Annotated in this window: 16 protein-coding genes; 4 read left to right on the top strand and 12 right to left on the bottom strand. The window is 66.3% G+C overall.

Annotation, left to right across the window (positions count from 1 at the left end; all coding sequences use genetic code 11):
- Position 1 precedes the first annotated feature (1 nt).
- From CBW50_RS19660 to glpD, 5 genes are all read right to left on the bottom strand, one after another.
- On the bottom strand, positions 2-808 hold the full coding sequence (locus CBW50_RS19660) for a carbohydrate ABC transporter permease (protein ID WP_086147109.1): 807 nt from the start codon (positions 806-808) through the stop codon (positions 2-4).
- Positions 805-1,689: a carbohydrate ABC transporter permease gene (locus CBW50_RS19665; protein ID WP_086147110.1), complete on the bottom strand. Its 885-nt coding sequence runs from the start codon at positions 1,687-1,689 to the stop codon at positions 805-807. Before CBW50_RS19665 ends, CBW50_RS19660 begins: the two co-directional genes overlap by 4 nt.
- Complete coding sequence (locus tag CBW50_RS19670; RefSeq protein ID WP_086147111.1) at positions 1,689-2,789, bottom strand: ABC transporter ATP-binding protein; 1,101 nt, start codon at positions 2,787-2,789, stop codon at positions 1,689-1,691. Before CBW50_RS19670 ends, CBW50_RS19665 begins: the two co-directional genes overlap by 1 nt.
- Before the next feature lies 1 nt (position 2,790).
- Positions 2,791-3,885, bottom strand: a complete 1,095-nt coding sequence (locus tag CBW50_RS19675; protein ID WP_086147112.1) for an ABC transporter ATP-binding protein — start codon at positions 3,883-3,885, stop codon at positions 2,791-2,793.
- Between the two features lie 75 nt (positions 3,886-3,960).
- Positions 3,961-5,499 carry a glycerol-3-phosphate dehydrogenase gene (gene glpD, locus CBW50_RS19680; protein WP_086147113.1) on the bottom strand — a complete coding sequence of 513 codons (1,539 nt, stop codon included), beginning with the start codon at positions 5,497-5,499 and terminating at the stop codon, positions 3,961-3,963.
- Positions 5,500-5,724: 225 nt separating this feature from the next.
- Between glpD and CBW50_RS19685 the strand changes: the two genes are divergently transcribed.
- The 3 genes from CBW50_RS19685 (at position 5,725) to CBW50_RS19695 (ending at position 8,363) form a co-directional block, all read left to right on the top strand.
- Positions 5,725-6,486, top strand: a complete 762-nt coding sequence (locus CBW50_RS19685) for a DeoR/GlpR family DNA-binding transcription regulator (RefSeq protein ID WP_172404825.1) — start codon at positions 5,725-5,727, stop codon at positions 6,484-6,486.
- A gap of 378 nt (positions 6,487-6,864) precedes the next feature.
- On the top strand, positions 6,865-7,368 hold the full coding sequence (locus tag CBW50_RS19690) for a MarR family winged helix-turn-helix transcriptional regulator (protein WP_086147114.1): 504 nt from the start codon (positions 6,865-6,867) through the stop codon (positions 7,366-7,368).
- Positions 7,369-7,445: 77 nt separating this feature from the next.
- A complete protein-coding gene (locus CBW50_RS19695) occupies positions 7,446-8,363 on the top strand; it encodes a pyridoxal-phosphate dependent enzyme (protein WP_086147115.1) in 918 nt (305 codons plus the stop codon).
- 4 nt (positions 8,364-8,367) lie between these two features.
- On the opposite strand, the gene CBW50_RS19700 is transcribed toward CBW50_RS19695, so the two are convergent.
- The 7 genes from CBW50_RS19700 to CBW50_RS19730 all read right to left on the bottom strand — a co-directional run bounded on the left by CBW50_RS19700 (position 8,368) and on the right by CBW50_RS19730 (position 19,151).
- On the bottom strand, positions 8,368-10,398 hold the full coding sequence (locus CBW50_RS19700; protein ID WP_139842575.1) for a diguanylate cyclase: 2,031 nt from the start codon (positions 10,396-10,398) through the stop codon (positions 8,368-8,370).
- Positions 10,395-10,925: an adenylyl-sulfate kinase gene (gene cysC / locus CBW50_RS19705; RefSeq protein ID WP_086147117.1), complete on the bottom strand. Its 531-nt coding sequence runs from the start codon at positions 10,923-10,925 to the stop codon at positions 10,395-10,397. The genes CBW50_RS19700 and cysC overlap by 4 nt, the downstream gene beginning before the upstream one ends.
- A gap of 62 nt (positions 10,926-10,987) precedes the next feature.
- On the bottom strand, positions 10,988-13,657 hold the full coding sequence (locus CBW50_RS19710) for a nitrate reductase (RefSeq protein WP_086147118.1): 2,670 nt from the start codon (positions 13,655-13,657) through the stop codon (positions 10,988-10,990).
- A 22-nt stretch (positions 13,658-13,679) separates the two neighbouring features.
- Positions 13,680-14,918, bottom strand: a complete 1,239-nt coding sequence (locus tag CBW50_RS19715) for an FAD-dependent oxidoreductase (RefSeq protein ID WP_253251962.1) — start codon at positions 14,916-14,918, stop codon at positions 13,680-13,682.
- The gene (gene nirD, locus CBW50_RS19720) at positions 14,915-15,271 is read right to left on the bottom strand and encodes a nitrite reductase small subunit NirD (RefSeq protein ID WP_086147120.1); all 357 of its coding nucleotides are present in this window, start codon (positions 15,269-15,271) and stop codon (positions 14,915-14,917) included. The genes CBW50_RS19715 and nirD overlap by 4 nt, the downstream gene beginning before the upstream one ends.
- 12 nt (positions 15,272-15,283) lie before the next feature.
- Positions 15,284-17,848: a nitrite reductase large subunit NirB gene (nirB, locus tag CBW50_RS19725; protein WP_086147121.1), complete on the bottom strand. Its 2,565-nt coding sequence runs from the start codon at positions 17,846-17,848 to the stop codon at positions 15,284-15,286.
- A 10-nt stretch (positions 17,849-17,858) separates the two neighbouring features.
- Entirely contained in the window at positions 17,859-19,151 is a 1,293-nt protein-coding gene (locus CBW50_RS19730) for an MFS transporter (protein ID WP_086147122.1), read from the bottom strand.
- Positions 19,152-19,486: 335 nt separating this feature from the next.
- On the opposite strand from CBW50_RS19730, the gene CBW50_RS19735 reads away from it, so the two are divergent.
- Positions 19,487-21,211, top strand: coding sequence for a CehA/McbA family metallohydrolase (locus tag CBW50_RS19735; RefSeq protein WP_086147123.1), 1,725 nt, complete (start codon positions 19,487-19,489; stop codon positions 21,209-21,211).
- Positions 21,212-21,232 lie beyond the last annotated feature (21 nt).

The raw sequence follows: 21,232 nt of genomic DNA on the forward strand, positions 1-21,232 counted from the left end.
GTCACACCCTCCCCATCGCGAAACCCTTGGCTATGTAATGGCGCACGAACCAGATCACCAGCGCGCCGGGCACGATGGTCAGCACGCCGGCAGCGGCCAGCACGCCCCAGTCCATGCCGGCCGCCGAGACGGTGCGCGTCATGGTGGCGGCAATCGGCTTGGCATTGACGGACGTCAAGGTGCGCGCCAGCAGCAGTTCCACCCAGCTGAACATGAAGCAGAAGAACGCCGTAACACCGACGCCCGACTTGATCATCGGCAAGAAGATACGGAGGAAGAAGCGCGGGAAGCTGTAGCCGTCGATATACGCCGTCTCGTCGATTTCCTTGGGCACGCCGGACATGAAACCCTCCAGTATCCACACGGCCAGCGGCACGTTGAACACCATGTGCGCCAGCGCCACGGCCAGATGCGTATCCATCAGGCCCACCGTCGAATACAGCTGGAAGAACGGCACGAGGAAGACGGCGGGCGGCGTCATGCGGTTGGTCAACAACCAGAAGAACAAATGTTTATCGCCGACAAAGTTATAGCGGGAAAACGCATACGCGGCCGGCAAGGCGACGGTGACAGACATGACCATGTTCAAGGCCACGTAAATCATGGAATTGATGTAGCCGCTGTACCAGGAACGGTCGGTAAAAATCGTGTGGTAGTTGGCGAACGTCCATTGCTGGGGCCACAGGCTCAAGACGCCGACGATTTCCTCGTTGGTCTTGAGCGACATATTGAGCATCCAGTAGATGGGCAACAGCGAGCCCAGCAAGAAGACCACGAGGATGGTGCTGCTCATTTTCTTGTGCATCATTTCTGGTCTCCCGTGCCGACGCGCTGCATCCACGTGTACAGCACAAAGCAGAACAGCAGGATGATGAGGAAATAGATCAGCGAGAAGGCCGAAGCCGGCCCCAGGTCGAACTGGCCCACGGCCTTTTGCGTCAGGTATTGCGACAAAAAGGTGGTGGCATTGCCCGGCCCGCCGCCCGTCAGCACGAACGGTTCCGTGTAGATCATGAAACTGTCCATGAAGCGCAGCAGGACGGCGATCATCAGCACATTGCGCAGTTTCGGCAGCTGGATGTAGCGGAACACGGCCAGGCGCGAGGCGCCGTCGATGCGCGCCGCCTGGTAATACGCGTCGGGAATGGCGCGCAAGCCCGCATAGCACAGCAGCACGACCAATGGCGTCCAGTGCCAGACATCCATCACCATCACGGTCAGCCAGGCGTCGAGCGAATTGCCGTTGTAATTGTAGTCAAATCCCAGCTGGTTCAGGGTATAGCCCATCAGGCCGATGTCGCCGCGGCCGAAGATTTGCCAGATGGTGCCCACCACGTTCCAGGGAATGAGCAAGGGCAGCGCGATCAGCACCAGCGCCAGCGAGGCCTTCCAGCCATCGGCCGGCATGCACAGGGCGATCAGGATGCCGAGCGGAATCTGGATCGCCAGCACGGAGCCGGAAAACAGCAGTTGGCGCAGCAAGGCGCTGTGCAGGTCGCCGTCGAGCATGACCATGCGGAACCACTCGGTGCCGACGAACACCTTTTGCGTGGGACTCAGAATATCCTGCACGGAATAATTGACCACCGTCATCAGCGGCAGGATGGCGGAAAAGGCCACGCACAGCAACACGGGCAGGATCAGCAGCCAGGCGCGGCGGTTGTTATCGGTTTTACCGTTATGTATCATCAGGCCACCCGCTTATCGTTGACATAGAACAAGGTGCGTTGCGGCGGAAAACGCAGCCGCACAGCATCGCCCACCACCGCATCGATGGCGCGCAGCTTGGCCGCCACCGTCGCGCCGCCCAGCTGGAATTCCGCCAGGTAATGCGTGCCCATGTTGCGCACGGCCGTCACTATGGCGTCCAGGCAGTGATCGCTGCCCGCGCCGCCCTCGCCCGCCGGCAGGCATGCGACGAATTCGGGCCGCACGCCCAGCGTGATTTTCCCTTGCGCGCCAGCCAGGGCCGCGCGGGCGGCGGCGGACGCGGCCAGCGGCTGTCCCGCCACGCGCACGCCGCCGTCGTCCAGGCTGCAATCGAGCAAGTTCATGCCCGGGTTGCCGATGAAATAGCCGACAAACGTGTGCTCGGGTTCCTCGAACAGCGCTTGCGCGCTGCCCGTCTGCACCACTTCGCCCTGGGTCATGACGACCACCTGGTCGGCAAAGGTCAAGGCTTCCACCTGGTCGTGCGTGACATAGATCAAGGACAACTTCAGTTCGTGATGAATTTCCTTGAGTTTCCTGCGCAGCAGCCATTTCAAATGCGGATCGATCACCGTCAGCGGTTCGTCGAACAGCACGGCCGCCACGTCGGGGCGCACGAGCCCCCGCCCCAGCGAAATCTTTTGCTTGGCGTCCACGGACAAGCCGCTGGCGCGCAGCTTCAGGTCGTCCGTCAGCTCCAGCATCTGCGCCACCTGCTGCACGCGCTTTTTCACCTCGCTCTCTTTCCAGCCGCGATTACGCAGCGGAAACGCCAGGTTGTCGTGCACGGTCATGGTGTCGTAAATGACGGGAAACTGGAACACTTGCGCGATATTGCGCGCCTCGGTCGGCAGCTGCGTGACATCCTTGCCGTCGAACAGCACCTTGCCATGCGACGGTTTCACGAGGCCGGAGATGATATTGAGCAAGGTCGTCTTGCCGCAGCCGGACGGTCCCAGCAAGGCGTAGGCGCCGCCGTCGCGCCACTCCATGCTCATGGGCCGCAGCGCATAGTCGCTTGGCGCCGTGGGATTCGGTTTGTAGGCGTGGGCCAGGTCCGCCAGTTCGATGCGCGCCATGTCAGACTCCTCCCTGCGCAGGAGCGAACAGCAGGCCGCCATCGTCGGCGAAGATCAGCAAGGCATGCGGCTGGCAATACACGGTGCAGGCGCTGCCGATCTCCAGGTCGTGCACGCCGCCGAGCTGCGCCACCAGGGCCAGCTCGCCGCGGCGCGCATGCACATAGGTTTCCGAGCCGCTGATTTCGGCCAGGTCCACCGTCGCTGCGATGGGCACGTCGCCATCGGAGCGGGGCGACAGGTGCAGGCTGTGCGCGCGCACGCCGAGGATCACGTCGCGCCGCTCACCGAGGCGGGCGCGCTGCGCGCCGCTCAGGTGGATGGCCAGGCCGTCGGCCGCCTGCGCCACGCCGTGCGCATCGACGCGGGCGGGAATCAGGTTGATCGGCGGGTCGCTGAAGGTGCGCGCCACGGCGATGGAATTGGGCGCGTTGAAGACGTCCAGGGTCGGCCCCTGCTGCAGCAATCGCCCTTCGTGCAGCACGGCCACGTGGCCGCCCAGCTGTAGCGCTTCCAGCGGTTCCGTGGTGGCGTACACGACCGTCGTGCTGCCGCTGGAAAACAGTTCCGTCAATTCGCGGCGCAATTCCTCGCGCAGTTTGTAGTCGAGGTTCACCAATGGCTCGTCGAGCAGCAGCAAGGACGCATCCTTGATCAGCGCGCGCCCCAGCGCCGTGCGCTGCTGCTGGCCGCCCGACAACTCTCCGGGCGTGCGCTGCAGGTAGGGCGTGATATGCAGGCGCTCGGCCAGCGCCTGCACTTTCGTCCGTATCTGTTCCTCGGGCACCTTGCGCAAGCGCAAGGGCGAGGCGATATTGTCGTAGACGGTGAAGGCCGGGTAATTGATGAATTGCTGGTACACCATGGCCAGGTTGCGTTTGCTGACAGGCACGCCCGTCACGTCGACGCCGTCGGCCGTGACCGTGCCCGCGCTGGGCTTGTCCAGGCCCGCCATCACGCGCATCAGGGTGGTCTTGCCGGCACGCGTGGTGCCCAGCAAGACGTTGATGGCGCCCGGCACGAGGGCCAGCGACATCGGATATAAATAGTCGTCAGCCCCCTGCTTCCTGCTGATCTTGTCCAGTACCAGTTGCACGCGCTTCTCCTCCAGTGATGTGTTCTTATTCTTCGCCGCGCCCTCTGCGGGGTGCGGTCGCCTGCACAGTCTTTTCTACGGCAATACAGGATGCTGCAACAGCCAGGCATCGAGCCTGTCCGCCGTCTCGCGCGGCAGGTGCAGGCCCAGCTTGGAGCGCCGCCACAGGATGTCGGCCGCGCTGACGGCCCATTCGTGGCGCCGCAAATAGTCCACTTCCGCCGCGTACAGGCCGGCGGCGATTTCCTCGCCCATGGCCGCCACGTCCGCCCGCCCGGCCAGCAGCACATGGATGCGCGTGCCGTAGGCGCGCGCATAGCGCGCCACCAGCGCGGCCGGCAGCCATGCATAGTCGCGCTGCAGGCCCTGCACGAACTGGCCGAACTCGCGCACGGACCGGTTCTGCGGCGTGCTGCCGGACACGTCGCCGCCGGGCAGGCAGGCGTTGGCCGTCCAGGCCGGCCGCGCATTGCCTGGCACCGGCGCCAATAAGGGTGCGAGCACATCGAGCGCTTCCTCGGCCAGCTTGCGGAAGGTGGTGATCTTGCCGCCGAAAATGCTCAGCAGCGGCGCGCCTTCCCGGTCCAGTTCGAAGCGGTAATCGCGCGTGACGGCCTTGGCGTCGGCCGCCGCGTCTTCCACCAGCGGGCGCACGCCCGCATACGTCCACACCACGTCGGCCGGATCGACGGGCTTGCTGAAATAGTAACTGGAAAGCTCGCACAAGTAACGAATTTCCTCGTCGTCGATTTCCACCTTGCCGCTGTCGCCGTGGTAGTCGAGGTCGGTGGTGCCGATCAGGGTGAAATCGTGCTCATACGGAATGGCAAACACGATGCGCCCGTCCGGATGCTGGAAGATGTAGGCGTGATCATGCTCGAACAATCGCTTGACGACGATGTGGCTGCCCTTGATCAGGCGCAAATGCCGGCCCTGCCCGCCGGGCGCCGCCTGCTGCAGGAATTCGGCCGTCCACGGCCCGGCCGCATTGACGACGCTGCGCGCGCGCACGGACAACTCCCGCCCGTCGGCTTGCAGCAGGGTGGCCAGCCAGCAAGCGTCCGCACCCGCGCCCTCGCGCCGCAGGGCCGTGCAGCGCGTCTGCGTCAGGATGGCCGCGCCCTTCTCCGCCGCATCGATGGCATTGAGCACCACCAGGCGCGCATCATCGACCCAGCCGTCCGAATACACGAAGCCGCGCCTGAACTGGGGTTTTAATGGTTTGCCGGCCGCGTGGCGCGCCAGGTCGATGCCGCTGGAGGCGGGCAGGATTTCGCGCCTGGCCAGCATGTCGTAGAGGAACAGGCCGGCGCGTATCAGCCAGGCCGGGCGCTGGCCTTTGGCGTGCGGCATGACGAAGCGCAGCGGCCACATGATGTGCGGCGCCGAGCGCAGCAGCACTTCGCGCTCGATCAGCGCCTTGCGCACGAGGCTGAATTCATAATATTCGAGGTAGCGCAGGCCGCCGTGTATCAGCTTGGTGGAGGCCGACGACGTGTGGGCGGCCAGGTCGTCCTTTTCGCACAGCACCACGGACAGGCCACGCCCGGCCGCGTCGCGCGCGACGCCGGCGCCGTTGATGCCGCCACCGACCACGAGAACGTCGCATGCCATCGCTGTCTCCACACCTTGCTGTGCTGCCGCCATCTTGACTCCATCGCTGTCAGGAACCGGCGCCCAGGAAAGACTAGGCATCGCCGGCGACTGTCGTTAAGATCAATACAGATGTCATTCGAATGCAATATGGATAAGATACGCCAGATTGCGAATCGATAGCAACATATTTTTATCACTATTTGTTCGTTTTTGTTCGTTTGTGATTTTTAAAGAGACAAGCCCATGATTTTGAATCCCCGCCAGCGGCGCCTGCTTGAAGTGGTGCGCCAGAAGGTCACCATGTCCGTCGAAGAGCTGGCGCAGCAGCTGGACGTGACGCCGCAGACCGTGCGCCGCGACGTCAAGCAGATGGAAGAGGCGCGCCTGCTGGCCCGCTACCATGGCGGAGTCGGCTTGCCCTCGTCCGTGGAAAACATCGATTACAGCCAGCGGCAAGTGTTCAACAGCGACGCCAAGCGGCGCATCGCCGCCGCCGTCGCCGCGCAAGTGCCGCACGGCTGTTCGCTGCTGATCAATATCGGCACGACGACCGAGGAAGTGGCGCGCGCGCTGGGCCGGCACACGGGCTTGCACGTGGTGACGAACAACCTGAACGTGGCCGCCATCCTGGCCGACAACGCCGCCTGCGAAGTCATCGTGGCCGGCGGCGTGGTGCGCGGGCGCGACCGCGGCATCGTCGGCGAGGCCACCATCGACTTCATCCGCCAGTTCAAGGTCGACATCGGCATCATCGGCATTTCCAGCATCGACGAAGACGGCAGCCTGCGCGACTTCGACGCGCGCGAAGTCAAAGTGGCGCAAGCCATCATCGAGCAGTCGCGCGAAGTGTGGCTGGTGGCCGACCAGCACAAGTTCGGCCGCAAGGCCCTGGTGCGCCTGGCCGACCTGGCCCAGGTCGACATGCTGTTCACGGATGCGCCCGCCCCGCCGCGCTTTGCCCAGGTACTGCGCGAGGCGGGCGTGAAGGTGGTGGTGGCCGCCTGACGACGGGGAAACGGACGGCCATCGCTGGCCTGCCGGCGCACGGGCGAGTGGCGACTGTCGCGCGGGCAAGACGCGAATGGGGGCGAACGCAGCGATGGACGTGAAATATTTATCAATTCGGCAAAAATGCTGTTACCATTGATGCAACATGCGTTATTTTTTTAATCTTCCTCTCCAGCAATACGATTATTTGCTTGATATTAGTTTTTTGTATATCCAGAGCAAGGAAATAGAGAAAAGTACCGAAGCTGCAAATGCTTTCCTGTTAAATCAGTGTTAAAAGTACCATCAGCAAACTGCGTCCCTAAACAAAACCACTCGACCGCAAGTGCGAAGGCCTTAACCATGCCGGCTGCATCGCCCAGTGAAGGAATAGAAATGAGCCATAATTTTGAAGCGGCCGTCACGCCGCAAGTCAGCCACCCCAACAGCGTGCGCGTCAGCGAGCTCGAAGCGCACCTCGGCTACTGGCTGCGCTTCGTCTCCAACCACGTTTCCCACAGCTTCCAGAAAAAAGCCGAAGCCAACGGCGTAACGGTCTCCGAATGGGTAGTACTGCGCGAAATGTTCCGCCTCGGCTGCACCTCGCCCACCGTGCTGGCGCAAGTGGCCGGCATGAGCAAGGGCGCCGTGTCGAAGCTGATCGACCGCCTGGAAAGCAAGGGCATGGTCAGCAAGTCCATCCTGCTGGCCGACCGCCGCCAGCACTCGATCGAACTGACCACGGAAGGCGAAGCGCTGGTACCCGTGCTGGCCGAGATGGCCGACCAGAACGACGAGGAATTCTTCGGCCAGCTGCCGCGCCAGTTGCGCGACGACCTGCTCGAAGCGCTGAAGGAAGTGGCGCGCAGGCACCAGCTGAAGAGCGCGCCCCTGAATTGACGGGGTGTGGCAACGGTGATGCTGCGGCGCGGGCGCTTCGGCTATGATGCTGGCCTGACTGTCTTCCAGGAAAACGCATGGCCCTGCACATCGAAACCCCTCTGCTCAACTCGCGCGCGCTGAGCCTGCTCAGCGAGCGCGCCATCTGGCTCAAGCTGGAAGCCTTGCAGCCGCCCGGCTCGTTCAAGATCCGCGGCATCGGCCTCGCGTGCGAAGAATACGCGCGCCGCGGCGCCAGCCGCTTCATTTCCTCTTCCGGCGGCAATGCCGGCATCGCCGTCGCCTATGCGGGACGCCAGCTGGGCATCCCCGTCGTCGTCGTCGTGCCGGAAACGACCAGCGAACGGGCCAGGGCCCTGATCGTGCAGGAAGGCGCCGAGGTCATCGTGCACGGCGCCGCCTGGCAGGAGGCGAACGCGCTGGCGCAAGCCATGCTTACGCCGCAGGACGCCTTTTTGCACCCGTTCGACGACCCGCTGCTGTGGCAGGGCCATGCCGGCATGATCGATGAAGTGGCCCGCGCGGGCCTGAAACCGGACGCCGTCGTGCTGTCGGTGGGCGGCGGCGGCCTGCTGGCCGGCGTGGCCGAAGGCTTGCAGCGCAACGGCTGGGATGACGTGGCCCTGGTGGCCGTGGAAACGCAAGGAGCAGCCTCGCTGGCCGCCGCCGTGGCCGCGCGCGAACACGTGGCCCTGCCGGCCGTGAGCAGCATCGCCACGTCGCTGGCCGCGCGCCAGGTGTGCGCGCAGGCGTTCGCCATCAGCCAGACGCGCCCGCTGCACAGCGTGGTGGTGTCGGACCTGGCCGCCGTCGACGCCTGCCGGCGGTTTATCGAAGATCATCGGCTGGTGGTGGAGCCGGCCTGCGGCGCGGCCCTGGCCGCCGTCTACGGCAAGGCGCCGGCACTGGCGCCCTACCGCAATGTGCTCGTCATCGTCTGCGGCGGCGTGACGGCCACCACGCAGCAGCTCGACCACTGGGCCGCCACCCTGTAGGCGCTTACGCCGGCGCGCCTGCCTCGATCAGGGCCACGCCGTCGCGGCCCTGTCCCTTGGCGTCGTACAGGGCCTGGTCGGCCAGGTCCAGCAGCTGGGCCGGCGCCAGCGCCCCGTCGCGGAAGATGGCGATGCCGATGCTGGCCGTCACCGGCAGCGCGCCGCCGGCCAGGTCGAACGGCTGGCGGATGGCGCCGATGATCTTGGCGCCGATATGGCGCACTTCGGCAGCGCTCTTCACGCCTTCGAAAATGATCACGAATTCATCGCCTGCCAGGCGCGCCACCAGGTCGCTGGCGCGCACGCTGCGGGCCAGGCGGGCGGCAAACTCCTTGAGCACCTCGTCGCCCGCCTGGTGTCCCAGGCTGTCGTTGATGGCCTTGAAGCGGTCGATATCGAGATAAGCCAGCGCCATCGGCGCGCGCGTGGCGCGCGTGCGCTGCATGCTCTGTGCCAGCTGCTCGTCGAAGCGGCGCCGGTTGGCGATGCCCGTCAGGATATCGGTGGCGGCGGCAAACCGCAGCGCCGTCTGCACCGCCTTGACCTTGGTGATTTCGTGGATCAGGCCATACACGCCTTCCACCGTGCCGCTTTCGCCCACGTCGGGCACGTAGGTGGTGTGGAAGGTGCGCTCCCCCGTCTCGCCGGCACCGGCGGCCTCGGCGGCATCGGCATCGACGGTGAATTCGTACTCGACCTCCTCGCCCCGGAATGCCCGCCGCAGGTACTGCTCGCGCAGCTGATAGGCTTCCTCGCCCAGCACCTCGCGCATGGAATGCATCAGGCTCTCCCTGGCCGAGACGCCGAACCATCGTTCAAACGTGGCGTTGATGAACTGGTAGCGGTGCTCGCGGTCGATGTAGACGATCACCACGGGCACGTGGTCCGTCAGCAGCTTCAGGCGCCGCTCGCTGTCGCGCGTCTGCGCCTCGGCGCTCTCGCGCTCGGCCACCAGCGAATAGAAATCGCGGCTCAAGTCGCCGATTTCGTCGCGCCGCTCGATCTGCAGGGCTTCGATGCCCAGGCGCTGGCGGCGGATCTCATGCACATGGTGGCGCAGGCGCGCCAGGGGGCGCAGCAGGCGCAGCACCGCGCGCCATCCGGCCAGGCCCGCCAGCGCCGCCAGCAGCACGGCGGCCAGCAGGATCTTGCTGCGGATGGCGTGCAGCGGCGCGAAAGCCTCGCGCATGGGATACACGGAGGCCAGTATCCAGCCCGTCGAGGCGATGCGGTGGTAGGCGAACAGGGCGTCGACGCCGCCCGTGGTGGTGCCCGTCTGCCAGCCTTCAAAGCCCTGCATGGCGCGCCGCGTCGGCTCGCTGAGCGGGCCATGGGCCCCGATATGCTGCATGATGCGCGACTTGTCGGGGTGTTCGACGATGACGCCGTCATTGGTCATGATGTACAGGTAGCCGCCCGCGCCGGGCTTGAGGGCGCCAAGGCGGCCCAGGAAGTCGGGCTGGCGCAGGTTCACGCTGGCCGCCAGCACATAGCGCATGGCGCCCTGCGCATCGAACACGGGCTGCGTCACCACCACGATGGGCATGCCGGAAATGCTGCCGTTGAGCGGCGCGGAGATCACCGAGCGCCGGGTCGCCAGCGTCTGTTCGAAGTAGGGGCGGCCTTTCAGGTTCAGCCCCGCCTGCGGCTTGAAGGGACTGACGCTGGCCAGCACCGCGCCGTCGACGCCGACCACGCCGGCCGAGTAAAACTCCTTGCCCAGCACCGTCTGCCCGGCCAGGAAGCGCTGCAGGCCGGCGCCGTCATGTGCCCCGCTCTGCGCCAGGCTGTCGGCGATGGCGCGCAGCACGTTGCGCCTGGCGTCGAGCTCCTCGTCGATGAAGACGGCGGCGCTGGCCAGGGACACGTACTGCTGCCGGCCCGTGACGTCGCGCATGCCCCGTTCGGCCACGGCCAGGGTGGCCAGCGCCAGCAGCGCCACGGCGCCCAGCACCAGCAGGAAGACGACCAAGCTCATGCGCGCCTTCAGGCTGGCGGGCAAGCGCCGGCGCAATCGTTTGCGCCAGGTCGTCACGGCCGCTGCCGCAGGTGCCGGCAGATGCGCGCGACCGACTCGTCCAGCGCCAGGATGCCCGCGTCCAGGGCCAGCGCGGCCGCCAGCGGCGCTTCATAGGGCGCGGAAACGCCGGTGAATTGCGCAATCTGCCCCGCGCGCGCCTTTTCATACAGGCCCTTGGGATCGCGCGCCTCGCACACGGCCAGCGGCGTGCTGACGTGGACTTCGATGAAATGCGCGGCGCCGATGATGGCGGCGGCCATGGCGCGGTCGGCGCGGCTGGGCGAGATGAAGGCGGCGATGACGAGCAAGCCGGCGTCATTCATCAGGCGCGCCACTTCGGCCGTGCGGCGGATGTTTTCATGCCGGTCTTCGGGGCTGAAACCGAGGTCGCGGTTCAGGCCATGGCGCAGCTGGTCGCCGTCGAGCACCGTCACGGCCTGGCCCTGGGCCTTGAGCGTTTGCGCCAGCGCAAGCGCAATGCTGGTCTTGCCGGCGCCGCTCAAGCCCGTCAGCCAGACCGTAGGGTGTTGTCCTGCTGTCATCACACTGCCTCTCTGTTATAGAGCTGGCAATATAACAAAGCCGTGCCGGAAAGGACAGATTTTCAGGCCGCGCTGCGCGCCTCAAGCAGCAACTGTCGTATCTCGGGCACGCAGGAGCCGCAATTGCCGCCCGCCTTGACGCAGGCCGTCACCTGCGCCGTCGTCGTCAGCTTGCGTTCCACGATGGCGGCGCAGATGGTGTTGCGCCCCACCCCGAAGCATGAGCACACGGTCGGTCCCGCGTCGACGCCCTTGCCGATGGGCTGGCCCAGCAGCACGCCGGCGCGATCAAGCGCCTCCATTTGCGCATGCGCAAACAGGCTGGCCAGCCAGCTGCGCGACGGCAGGTCGGGACGGGGCGAGACGTACACGCACTGCGCGATGCGCCCTTCGTCCAGGTGCACGGCGCGGTACACGCCGGCGCTGGCGTCGGCGTAATCGAGCCAGTCGGCCTCGCTATCCGTCACGCCCAGCAGCGCGCGCGCCCAGGCGCCGAGATCCTCGATGCGCTGGCGGCCCGCCAGCTCGTAGCGCAAGAACTGCTCGCCCTGCACGCGCGTCCAGTGCGCCACGCCGTCAAGGTTGAGCGGCGTGCGGCTGAGCACGAACGCATGCCAGTGCACGCGGAACTGCTCGATGCGCACGGGCGTGTGCTTGAATTCCGGCTCGCCCGAGACGGGATCGACGGCCGGGTTGACGACGGCGCCCACGCGCGCGTCGGAGGCATTCGCGTCGCTCCAGTGGATGGGCACGAAGACCTGGCCGCGCGCGATGCCGCCGCCATGCACGACGCGCGCCACCATGGCGCCCCAGGCGCTGGTGACGCGCGCCAGTTCGCCTTCGCGCACGCTGTACAGCAGCGCATCCTGCGGGTGAAGGTCGATGAAGGCCTCGGCGACGTGGCCCGACAGTTTCGCCGCCTTGCCGGTGCGCGTCATCGTATGCCACTGGTCGCGCACCCGGCCCGTGTTCAGGATCAGCGGATAGTCTTCATCGGGCGCGTTGCGCGGCGCGCGCGGCGCCGTCGGCACGAAGCGGGCGCGCCCGTCCGCATGGGCGAAGCGGCCGTCGCCGAACAGCCGCGCCTGGCCCTGCGGCCACTGCTGCGGCGCCAGCGCGTCGTATTGCGCTGCATCAAGGCTGTCCAGTCCCGCCAGGCTGAACAGGCGCGCCGTTTCCGCTCCGTTGCGGAAGGTGGACAGCCGTGCATGCTCGCTAAAAATGGCTTGCGGCGACGTGAAATCAAAGCCGGCATAGCCCATGCGCCGCGCCACGTCGCACAGCACGTCCCAGTCGGCGCGCGCCTCGCCCGGCGCCGGCAAAAAGGCGCGCTGGCGCGAGATGCGCCGCTCCGAGTTCGTCACCGTGCCGTCCTTCTCGCCCCAGCCCAGCGCGGGCAGCAGCACGTCGGCATGGGCGTTGGTGTCCGACTGCGCGCTGATGTCCGACACCACCACCAGCTCGCACCTGGCCAGCGCGCGGCGCACCTGGTCGGCGTCCGGCATGCTGACGAGCGGGTTGGTGGCGATGATCCACACGGCCTTGACCTGGCCCGATTCGATCGCGTGGAACAGTTCCACGGCCTTCAGGCCCGGCTTGTTCGCCATGCGGGGAGAGTCCCAGAACGTTTGCACGGTATCGCGGTGCAGCGGATTGTCCAGCTCCAGGTGCGCCGCCAGCATATTGGCCAGGCCGCCCGCTTCGCGCCCGCCCATGGCGTTGGGCTGGCCCGTGAGCGAAAACGGCCCCATGCCGGGCTGGCCGATGCGCCCTGTCGCCAGATGGCAGTTGATGATGCTGTTGACCTTGTCCGTGCCGCTGGACGACTGGTTCACGCCCTGCGAAAAGGCCGTGACGACCTTGCGCGTGGCGGCAAACGCCTGGTAAAACGCCAGCAGGGCGTGCGGGTCGACCTTGCAGATGCGCGCCACCTGCAGCGGGTCGCCGCAATCCGCATGGGCCGCCGCCAGCGCCTCGTCCAGGCCGCGGCTGTGCAGCGTGACGAAAGCGTCATCGACCACGCCTTCACGCGCCAGGTGGCACAGCAAGCCGTTGAACAGCCACACGTCCGTGCCCGGTTTCACGGGCAGGTGCAGGTCGGCCAGCTCGCAGGTAGCCGTGCGGCGCGGGTCGATCACCACCAGTTTCATCTCCGGCCGGGTTTCCTTGATGCGGGCGATGCGCTGGAACAAAATCGGGTGGCACCAGGCCGTGTTCGAGCCCGCCAGCACGATCATGTCGGCCAGTTCCAGGTCTGCATAGCAGCCGGGCACGATATCCTCGCCGAACGCGCGCTTGTGTCCCGCCACGGCCGACGACATGCACAGGCGCGAATTGGTGTCGATGTTCGCGCTGCCCACATAGCCCTTCATGAATTTGTTGGCGACGTAATAATCTTCCGTCAGCAGCTGGCCCGACACGTACAAGGCCACGGCGTCCGGCCCGTGCTCGGCGATGATGGCGCGCAAGCCGCCGGCGACCTGGTCCAGCGCGGCATCCCAGGAAGCGCGCCGCAGCACGCCGTCCACGCGTACCTGCGGCTGCAGCAAACGGTTGTCCAGGTCCAGGGTGTCGCCCAGCGCCGAGCCTTTCACGCACAGGCGGCCCAGGTTGGCCGGGTGGCTGGCGTCGCCGGCGATGCGGATGGCGCCGTCCGGCAGGCGTGTCGCTTCCACGCCGCAGCCGACGCCGCAGTAAGGGCAAGTGGTTTTCACGGGCGTGCAGCTGGTCATGAAAGTGTCCTGTCGGTCGCTGTCAGGCGGCCTGGCCGCACTGGGCCTGGCCGAACAATAAATGGGAACGCAGCCTGCTGATGTCGCGGCGCTGCTGGATCAGGTCGAAATACCAGGGGCCGTCCTGCACGTCGCCATACAGCACGGCGCCGGCCAGGCGGCTGCCCTGCACCACCAGGCGCTTGTAGATGCCGCGGCGCGGATCGCGCAGCACCAGGTCTTCGCTGCCCTCGCCGCCGAGGATGTCGCCGGCCGAATACAGGTCGATGCCCGTCACTTTCAGTTTGGTGGCGCTGGCCTGCTGCACGTAGCGCCGGTGTCCGGCGCCGGCCAGGTGCGCGCCGCACACGCGCGCCTGCTCCCAGATGGGCGCCACCAGGCCGAAGGTGGCGCGCCGGTGCTGCACGCATTCGCCTACGGCATACACGCGCGGATCATAGCTTTGCAGGCAGTCGTCGACGACGATGGCCCGCTCGCAGTGCAGGCCCGCGTCCTGCGCCAGGGCGATGTTGGGGCGCACGCCGGCCGTCATCACCACCAGGTCGGCGGGAATGCTGCTGCCGTCCGCAAACTGCACGCCTTCCACCCGGCGCGTGCCCGTAATGGCGCTGGTACTCGCCTGCATCAGGAAGCGCAGGCCGCGCGCTTCCAGCGCCGTTTTCAGCAAGGCCGACGCGGGCTGATCGAGCTGCTGGTTCATCAGGCTGCCGCCCATGTGCACGACGGTGACGTCCATGCCCTGGCGCTGCAGGCCGTTGGCCGCTTCCAGGCCCAGCAGACCGCCGCCGATGACCACGGCGTGGCGGTGCCGGCGCGCCGCCCGCAGCATGGTGTCGACGTCGTCGATGTCGCGAAAGCCGATCACGCCCGGCAGTTCGTGGCCCGGCACGGGCACGATGAAGGGCGTGGAACCGGTGGCCAGCAGCAGGCGGTCATAGGCGACCGTAATGCCGGACAGGGCCTGCACGGTGCGCGCCTGCCGGTCGATGCGCACCACGGGGTCGCCCGCGTGCAGGGTGATGCCATGCTGCGCATACCAGTCGCGCGTGTGCAGCATGATGTCGGCCACGGTCTTGTCGCCGGCCAGCAGGGGCGACAGCAAAATGCGGTTGTAGTTGCCGTGCGGTTCGGCACCGAAGACGGTGATGTCGTACAGGTCCGGCGCGAGTTTCAAGAGTTCCTCGACGGTGCGCATGCCGGCCATGCCGTTGCCGACCACCACCAGCGAGGGGCGCGCAGTGGCCCTGACCGGCGGGTTCACAGGGCCACCCATACGAAGCCGTCGGCCACGCGCGCCGGCCATGCCTGCACCGAATGCCCGGGCGCTTCCAGGCACTCGCCGCTGGCCAGGTCGAAATGCTGCTTGTACAGCGGCGACGCCACGACGACGCGTTCGCCGATGCTGCCCACCAGGCCCCGCGACAGCACGGAAGCGCCCGCGTTCGGGTCGACATTGTCGATGGCGTACACGCGCGGCGCGGCATCGCCGACGCGGAACACGGCCACGTGCCGCCCCCCCAGCAGCGCGCACACGCCCGTGTCGGGCACGATGTCGGTCAGGGGGCAGACGGCCATCCAGCTGGCGTCGGCGATAGTGCTGCTCAATTCATTCATCGCATTCATGGCTCACGCCTCCACGGCAAGGATGGGGATCACGGTGCTGCCGCGTTCAAGGGGCGTGGCCGGCCGGATCTGGCCCCGCTCTTCGACGAACACCACGTTTTCATCGTTCTTCCCGCTATTGACGAAATGGCGGAAACGCTGGCGCACGGCGGGGTCGGTGACGGCCGCTTTCCACTCGCAGGCATAGGTGTCGACCACGTGCTGCATGTCCGCTTCCAGCTCGTGGGCGATGCCCAGGCTGTCGTCGAGGATGACGCGCTTGAGGTAATCGAGGCCCCCTTCGAGATTATCGCGCCACACGCTGGTGCGCTGCAGGCGGTCGGCCGTGCGCACGTAGAACATCAGAAAGCGGTCGACATAGCGCACCAGGGTCGCTTCATCCAGGTCGGCCGCCAGCAATTCCGCATGGCGCGGCTTCATGCCGCCGTTGCCGCACACGTACAGATTCCAGCCCTTTTCCGTGGCGATCAGGCCGATGTCCTTGCCCTGCGCCTCGGCGCATTCGCGCGTGCAGCCGGAGACGCCGAACTTGATCTTGTGCGGCGTGCGCAAGCCCTTGTAGCGGTTTTCCAGTTGAATGGCGAAACCCACGCTGTCGGCCACGCCGTAGCGGCACCAGGTGGAGCCGACGCAGGATTTGACCGTGCGCAAGGATTTGCCGTAGGCGTGGCCCGATTCGAAGCCGGCCGCGATCAATTCTTCCCAGATGGCCGGCAACTGGTCCACGCGGGCGCCGAACAGGTCGACGCGCTGGCCGCCCGTGATCTTCGTATAGAGGCCGTATTTTTTCGCCACCATGCCCACGGCGATCAAGCCGTCGGCCGTCACTTCGCCGCCCGGCATGCGCGGCACCACCGAGTAGGTGCCGTCCTTCTGGATATTACCAAGGAAATAATCGTTGCTGTCCTGCAGGCTGGCGTGCACGGGCGACAGCACGAAATCGTTCCAGCACGAGGCGAGGATATTCGCCGCCACGGGCTTGCACACGTCGCAACCGAGGCCCTGGCCATGCGCGCCCAAGAGTTCGCCGAAGCTGCGGAGCTTGCCGACACGGACCAGGTGGTGCAATTCCTGGCGCGAATACGCAAAGTGTTCGCATACGTGGTTGTTCACGGCCAGGCCCTGCTTCTGCATTTCCGCCTTCATGATCTGCGTCACCAGGGGCACGCAGCCGCCGCAGGCCGTGCCGGCGCACGTAGCGCTTTTGAGGGCGCCGATGGTCGTGGCGCCCCCGGCCACGGCCGCGCACAGCGCGCCTTTCGAGACGTCGTTGCACGAGCAGATCTGCGCCGCATCGGGCAAGGCATCGACGCCCAGTCCCGTCTTGTGCTGGCCGTCCGCCTGCGGCAGGATCAGGAACTCGGGGAACTCGGGCAGCTCGATCTTGTTGAGCATCATCTGCAAGAGCGTGCCGTATTCGCTGGCGTCGCCCACCATCACGCCGCCCAGCAGGTACTTGCCGCAGTCGGAAACGACGATCTTCTTGTAGATCTGCTTGCGCTCGTCCATGAACTGGTAGGAGCGGCTGCCCGGCGCATTGCCGTGCGGGTCGCCCAGGCTGGCCACGTCCACGCCCATCAGTTTCAATTTGGTGCTCATGTCGGCGCCCTTGAACGACGCCTCGCCCGCTTCTCCTTCTTCCTCCTGCAGCAGGTGGCGGGCAGCGATGCGCGCCATTTCGTAGCCGGGCGCCACCAGGCCGAACACCAGGCCGCCCCACAGCGCGCATTCGCCGATCGCATAAATATCGGGGTCGGACGTGAGGCAGCTGTCGTCGATGGCGATGCCGCCCCGCGGTCCCACGTCCAGGCCGCAGGCGCGCGCCAGTTCGTCGCGGGGGCGGATGCCGGCCGAGAAGACGATCATGTCCGCTTCCAGGTGGCCGCCGTCGGCGAACTGCATGCGGTGCGTGGCAGATTCGCCGTCAACGATGGCCAGCGTGTTTTTTTGCGTGTGTACGGTCACGCCCAGCTCCTCGATCTTGCGGCGCAGGACGCGCGCGCCGCCCTCGTCGACCTGCACGGCCATCAGGCGCGGCGCGAATTCCACCACGTGGGTATCGAGTTTCAAATCGCGCAAGGCCTTCGCGCATTCGAGGCCCAGCAATCCCCCGCCGATCACCACGCCCGTTTTCGACTTGCCACCCCAGGCCAGCATGGCTTCCAGGTCTTCGATGGTGCGGTAGACGAAGCAGCCTTCCCTCTCCTTGCCCGGCAGCGGCGGCACGAACGGCGTCGAGCCGGTGGCAAACACGAGTTTGTCGTAGATCAAGACTTCGCCCGTGCTGGCCGTGACGGTTTTCGCCGCGCGGTCGATGGACACGGCCCGCGCATTGAGCTTCAGGACGACGTTGTCCTTGTCGAAGAAGCCGGGCGCCACCAGCGACAGCTCGTCCGCCGACTTGCCGCTGAAAAATTCGGACAGGTGCACCCTGTCGTAGGCGGGGCGCGGCTCTTCGCACAGGACGGTGACGTCCAGGTGCGGCGCGTTTTCCAGCGCCAGGCGTTCGAGGAATTTATGCCCGACCATGCCATGGCCGAGGACGACGATCTTCAGGGGGGGCTTCATGCTTGTCTCCTCAGGCCGCGGCCATGGTCGGTTCGGCCGCCAGTCCCGCAAAACGGGCGGCGATGGCGCACAGGGCCGAGATCACCACCAGCGCGCTGAGGATGATCAAGGTCTGGCGGATGTCGCCCGTGCCCTTCATCAGGAAACCGGCCGCCACGGCGCCCACGTTGCCGCCGGCGCCGATGATGCCGGCCACGCCGCCGAGGGCGCGGCTGTCGATGAAGGGCACCAGCGCGTAGGTGGCGCCGCAGGCCATGTGGGTGAACAGGCCGAAGACCAGCATGGCGATGACGGCATACGTGACGCTGTCGACCTTGGCAAACCACAGCAAGCCCACGCCTTCGCCTATCATCAGCATGAACAGCAGGGTCACGCGGCTGTTCAGGTTGCCGCGCAGGGCCAGCTTGTCGGACAGCCAGCCGCCCAGGGCGCGGGCAAACAGGGCCAGCAGGCCGAAGCTGCCGGCGGCCAGGCCGGCCGATTTCAGCGACAGGCCGAAATGGTCGACGTAGTAGACGGCGGCGATGTTGTGGATGAAAATCTCGATGCCGAAGCAGGCGCCGTAGGTGACGAACAGCAGCCAGACGCGATAATTGCTGCTGGCGGCCTTGAAGCTGTCCCAGCCACCCTTTTTTCCTTCGATGGCCACGCCGGCGGCGCGCAAGTCCGAGTAATTACCTTCAGGGCAATCCTGCGTATAGCTCCAGTACAGGGCCGCCATGACCAGCATCAGCACGCCCGGCACCAGCAGCGCCACGCGCCAGCCCAGCGATTCGGACACGCCCAGCATCAGCACGGCGCCGAGCAGCAGCGGCATCAGCGCCTGCGCCGCGCCGCCGCCCGCATTGCCCCAGCCGGCGGCGGCCGCATTCGCCGTGCCGACGACTCTGGGGGCGAACATCACGGACGTGTGATATTGCGTAATGACAAAGCTGGCGCCCACGGCGCCTATGCCCAGGCGAAAGAACAGAAAGCTTGCATAGCTTTGCGACGCCGCCACGCCCAGCACGGGAATGGCGCCCAGCAGCAGCAAGCCCGTGTACGTCTTGCGGGGGCCGTAGCGGTCGCACAAGGGGCCGACGATCAGGCGCACGAGGATGGTGATGGCGACGGCCGCGATATTGATGTTCGCCACTTGCGCCAGGGAAAGGCCAAACTCGCCCTTGATGACCGGCATCAGCGGCGCGCAGGCGAACCAGGCGAAGAAACACACGAAAAACGCCATCCACGTCAGGTGGAATGCCCGCATGGGCGGCGTGGCGAGGGAGAAGAGCGCGATGCGCGTTGCTTTTTGGCTGGCCATGATAGGTTCCCGAAGTATCCCGAAAATAACAAAGATGCAAACAAAAACGGCGCCCGCCCCCGCCGATGCAAGATCAGCCTGGGCGGACGCCGTTGTCCAGGTGGTCCGTCGTTGGACCGTTGTGCGTTTATTCAGGGGATCGCCGTTGACCCGTATCTCCTGTTTAGCAAGCGCCGTGCCAGGTCCGCCGCAGGGGACCGCCCTCCTGTCCGTACGAACTTTGCGCCAGATCATGGCCAATCGCGGTGCAGGCGCGCCTCTTCTTGGTGCGTCGCGGAACTCGCACATGGCAAGAATTGTCTAATTACTATTGCGATCAGGATGCGGAGGCTGCCATGGTCAGGCAACTGCGGCAAGTGCCGCCACGCGTGGCGCGTGCGCTGGCGTGCGCCTGCGCGGGGGCGCTGTTGATCGCCTGGAGCAATAGTGCTGCGGCGCAAGATGGCTCCGCGGACCCCCGCGAGCACAGCGAGCTGGACGCGACCGTGTTCGCGCCGTTCCACGCGGCGCGCGGCGGACGGGTCACGCAGGCGCGCAGCTCGCAGTCACGTACATTTATTGTGCGCCTCAGTTATCCGGACGAGGGCCGCCCCCATGCGGTGCGCTGGACCTTGACCTTGTCCGGTCCCGGCCCGCAAGGGGCCGTGCTGCGGCGCTGGTCAGGCACGGAACAGGTCGATGCGGGCGGCACGAGCATGAACTTGCCCTGGGATGGCCGCGCCGACGCCGACGCGCGCGAACGGCGCGTGCTGGCGCCGGACGGCTTGTACGAACTGCGCCTGCTGGCCGTGGCCGATGCCGGCACCCCACGCGAAGCGCAGGTGGTGCAGCAATGGCAAATCGCGGTGCAGCGGGGCGCCAGCACGGCGCCCACGGTGCCCGCCTTCCAGGCCGGCTTGCAACAATTGTCCCGCCTGGATGGGCAGCCCGGCTACCGCATCGTCTATGCCAACCTGCACAGCCAGACGCGCCACAGCGACGGCGGCGCCCCGCTCGACGCCTGCCATGGCGCGCAGGAGCCGCAAACGGCGCCCTTCGGCCCCATCGATGCCTATCAATATGCGCAGGATCACGGCCTGGATGCCCTGCTGACATCCGAGCACAACCATATGTATGACGGTTCGGACGGAACCAATCCCGCAGCCACGCCTGCCGAAGCGAAGGCCTTGTACCAGACGGGGCTGGCCGAAGCGGCCGCCTATACGGCTGCCCACCCCGGCTTCCTGGCCCTGTACGGCATGGAATGGGGCGTCATCAGCAAGGGCGGCCATTTGAACATCTTCAATAGCGACCAGTTGCTGGGCTGGGAAAGAAATGCCCGGGGCGAGCTGCTGGCCGACGTGGAAACGCCGAAAAGCGACTACGCCGCCCTGTATGCGCTGATGCGCGCACGGGGCTGGATCGGCCAGTTCAACCACCCTGCCTATGCGGGCCAGTTTCTCGTCGATGGCCAGCCGCTGGGCTACACGCCGGATGGCGACGCGGCCATGGTGCTGTGCGAAGTGATGAACACGTCCGCCTTTTCCAGCAACGACGAGGAAACGGAAACGCGGCGCAGCAACTATGAAGCGGCCTGCAACCGGGCCCTGGCGGCCGGCTACCACGTGGCCTTCAGCAGCAACCAGGACAACCACTGCGCCAACTGGGGCGCGGCCTACGGCAACCGCACGGCCGCGCTGGTGATCGCTGATGCGGCCGACGCGCCGCTGTCGCGCGAGCAACTGTTTGAAGCGCTGCGCGCGCGCCGCGTGTTTGCCACCATGGACAAGCACGCGCAACTGCTGTTCACGGCGAATGGCAGGCTGATGGGCGAGCGCTTCGACAATCAAGGGCCGCTGCACCTGGCCACCAGCTTCAGCAACAGCGCCGGGCGGCAAGCGGCGGCCGTCGCCATCTTCCACGGCGTGCCGGGCGGCAACGGTTCCGTTACGCCAGTATCGGACCAGGCCGAGCTTACCGTCTTGCCCGCAGCTGGCGCCCATTTCTACTATGCAAGATTGACGCAGGACGACGGCAATATCGCCTGGTCGGCGCCCGTGTGGGTCAATCAGCTGCCTTGAGGAGGCTGCCTCGCCTGTATA

Origin of the sequence: Janthinobacterium sp. GW458P (assembly GCF_002127585.1) — a bacterium.
GTDB lineage: Bacteria > Pseudomonadota > Gammaproteobacteria > Burkholderiales > Burkholderiaceae_D > Janthinobacterium.

Coding starts and splice junctions, on each gene's coding strand:
- CBW50_RS19660 (WP_086147109.1), bottom strand. CDS start 808: ATGATGCACAAGAAAATGAGCAGCACCATCCTCGTGGTCTTCTTGCTG.
- CBW50_RS19665 (WP_086147110.1), bottom strand. CDS start 1,689: ATGATACATAACGGTAAAACCGATAACAACCGCCGCGCCTGGCTGCTG.
- CBW50_RS19670 (WP_086147111.1), bottom strand. CDS start 2,789: ATGGCGCGCATCGAACTGGCGGACCTGGCCCACGCCTACAAACCGAAT.
- glpD (WP_086147113.1), bottom strand. CDS start 5,499: ATGGCATGCGACGTTCTCGTGGTCGGTGGCGGCATCAACGGCGCCGGC.
- CBW50_RS19685 (WP_172404825.1), top strand. CDS start 5,725: ATGATTTTGAATCCCCGCCAGCGGCGCCTGCTTGAAGTGGTGCGCCAG.
- CBW50_RS19690 (WP_086147114.1), top strand. CDS start 6,865: ATGAGCCATAATTTTGAAGCGGCCGTCACGCCGCAAGTCAGCCACCCC.
- CBW50_RS19695 (WP_086147115.1), top strand. CDS start 7,446: ATGGCCCTGCACATCGAAACCCCTCTGCTCAACTCGCGCGCGCTGAGC.
- cysC (WP_086147117.1), bottom strand. CDS start 10,925: ATGACAGCAGGACAACACCCTACGGTCTGGCTGACGGGCTTGAGCGGC.
- CBW50_RS19710 (WP_086147118.1), bottom strand. CDS start 13,657: ATGACCAGCTGCACGCCCGTGAAAACCACTTGCCCTTACTGCGGCGTC.
- nirD (WP_086147120.1), bottom strand. CDS start 15,271: ATGAATGAATTGAGCAGCACTATCGCCGACGCCAGCTGGATGGCCGTC.
- nirB (WP_086147121.1), bottom strand. CDS start 17,848: ATGAAGCCCCCCCTGAAGATCGTCGTCCTCGGCCATGGCATGGTCGGG.
- CBW50_RS19730 (WP_086147122.1), bottom strand. CDS start 19,151: ATGGCCAGCCAAAAAGCAACGCGCATCGCGCTCTTCTCCCTCGCCACG.
- CBW50_RS19735 (WP_086147123.1), top strand. CDS start 19,487: ATGGTCAGGCAACTGCGGCAAGTGCCGCCACGCGTGGCGCGTGCGCTG.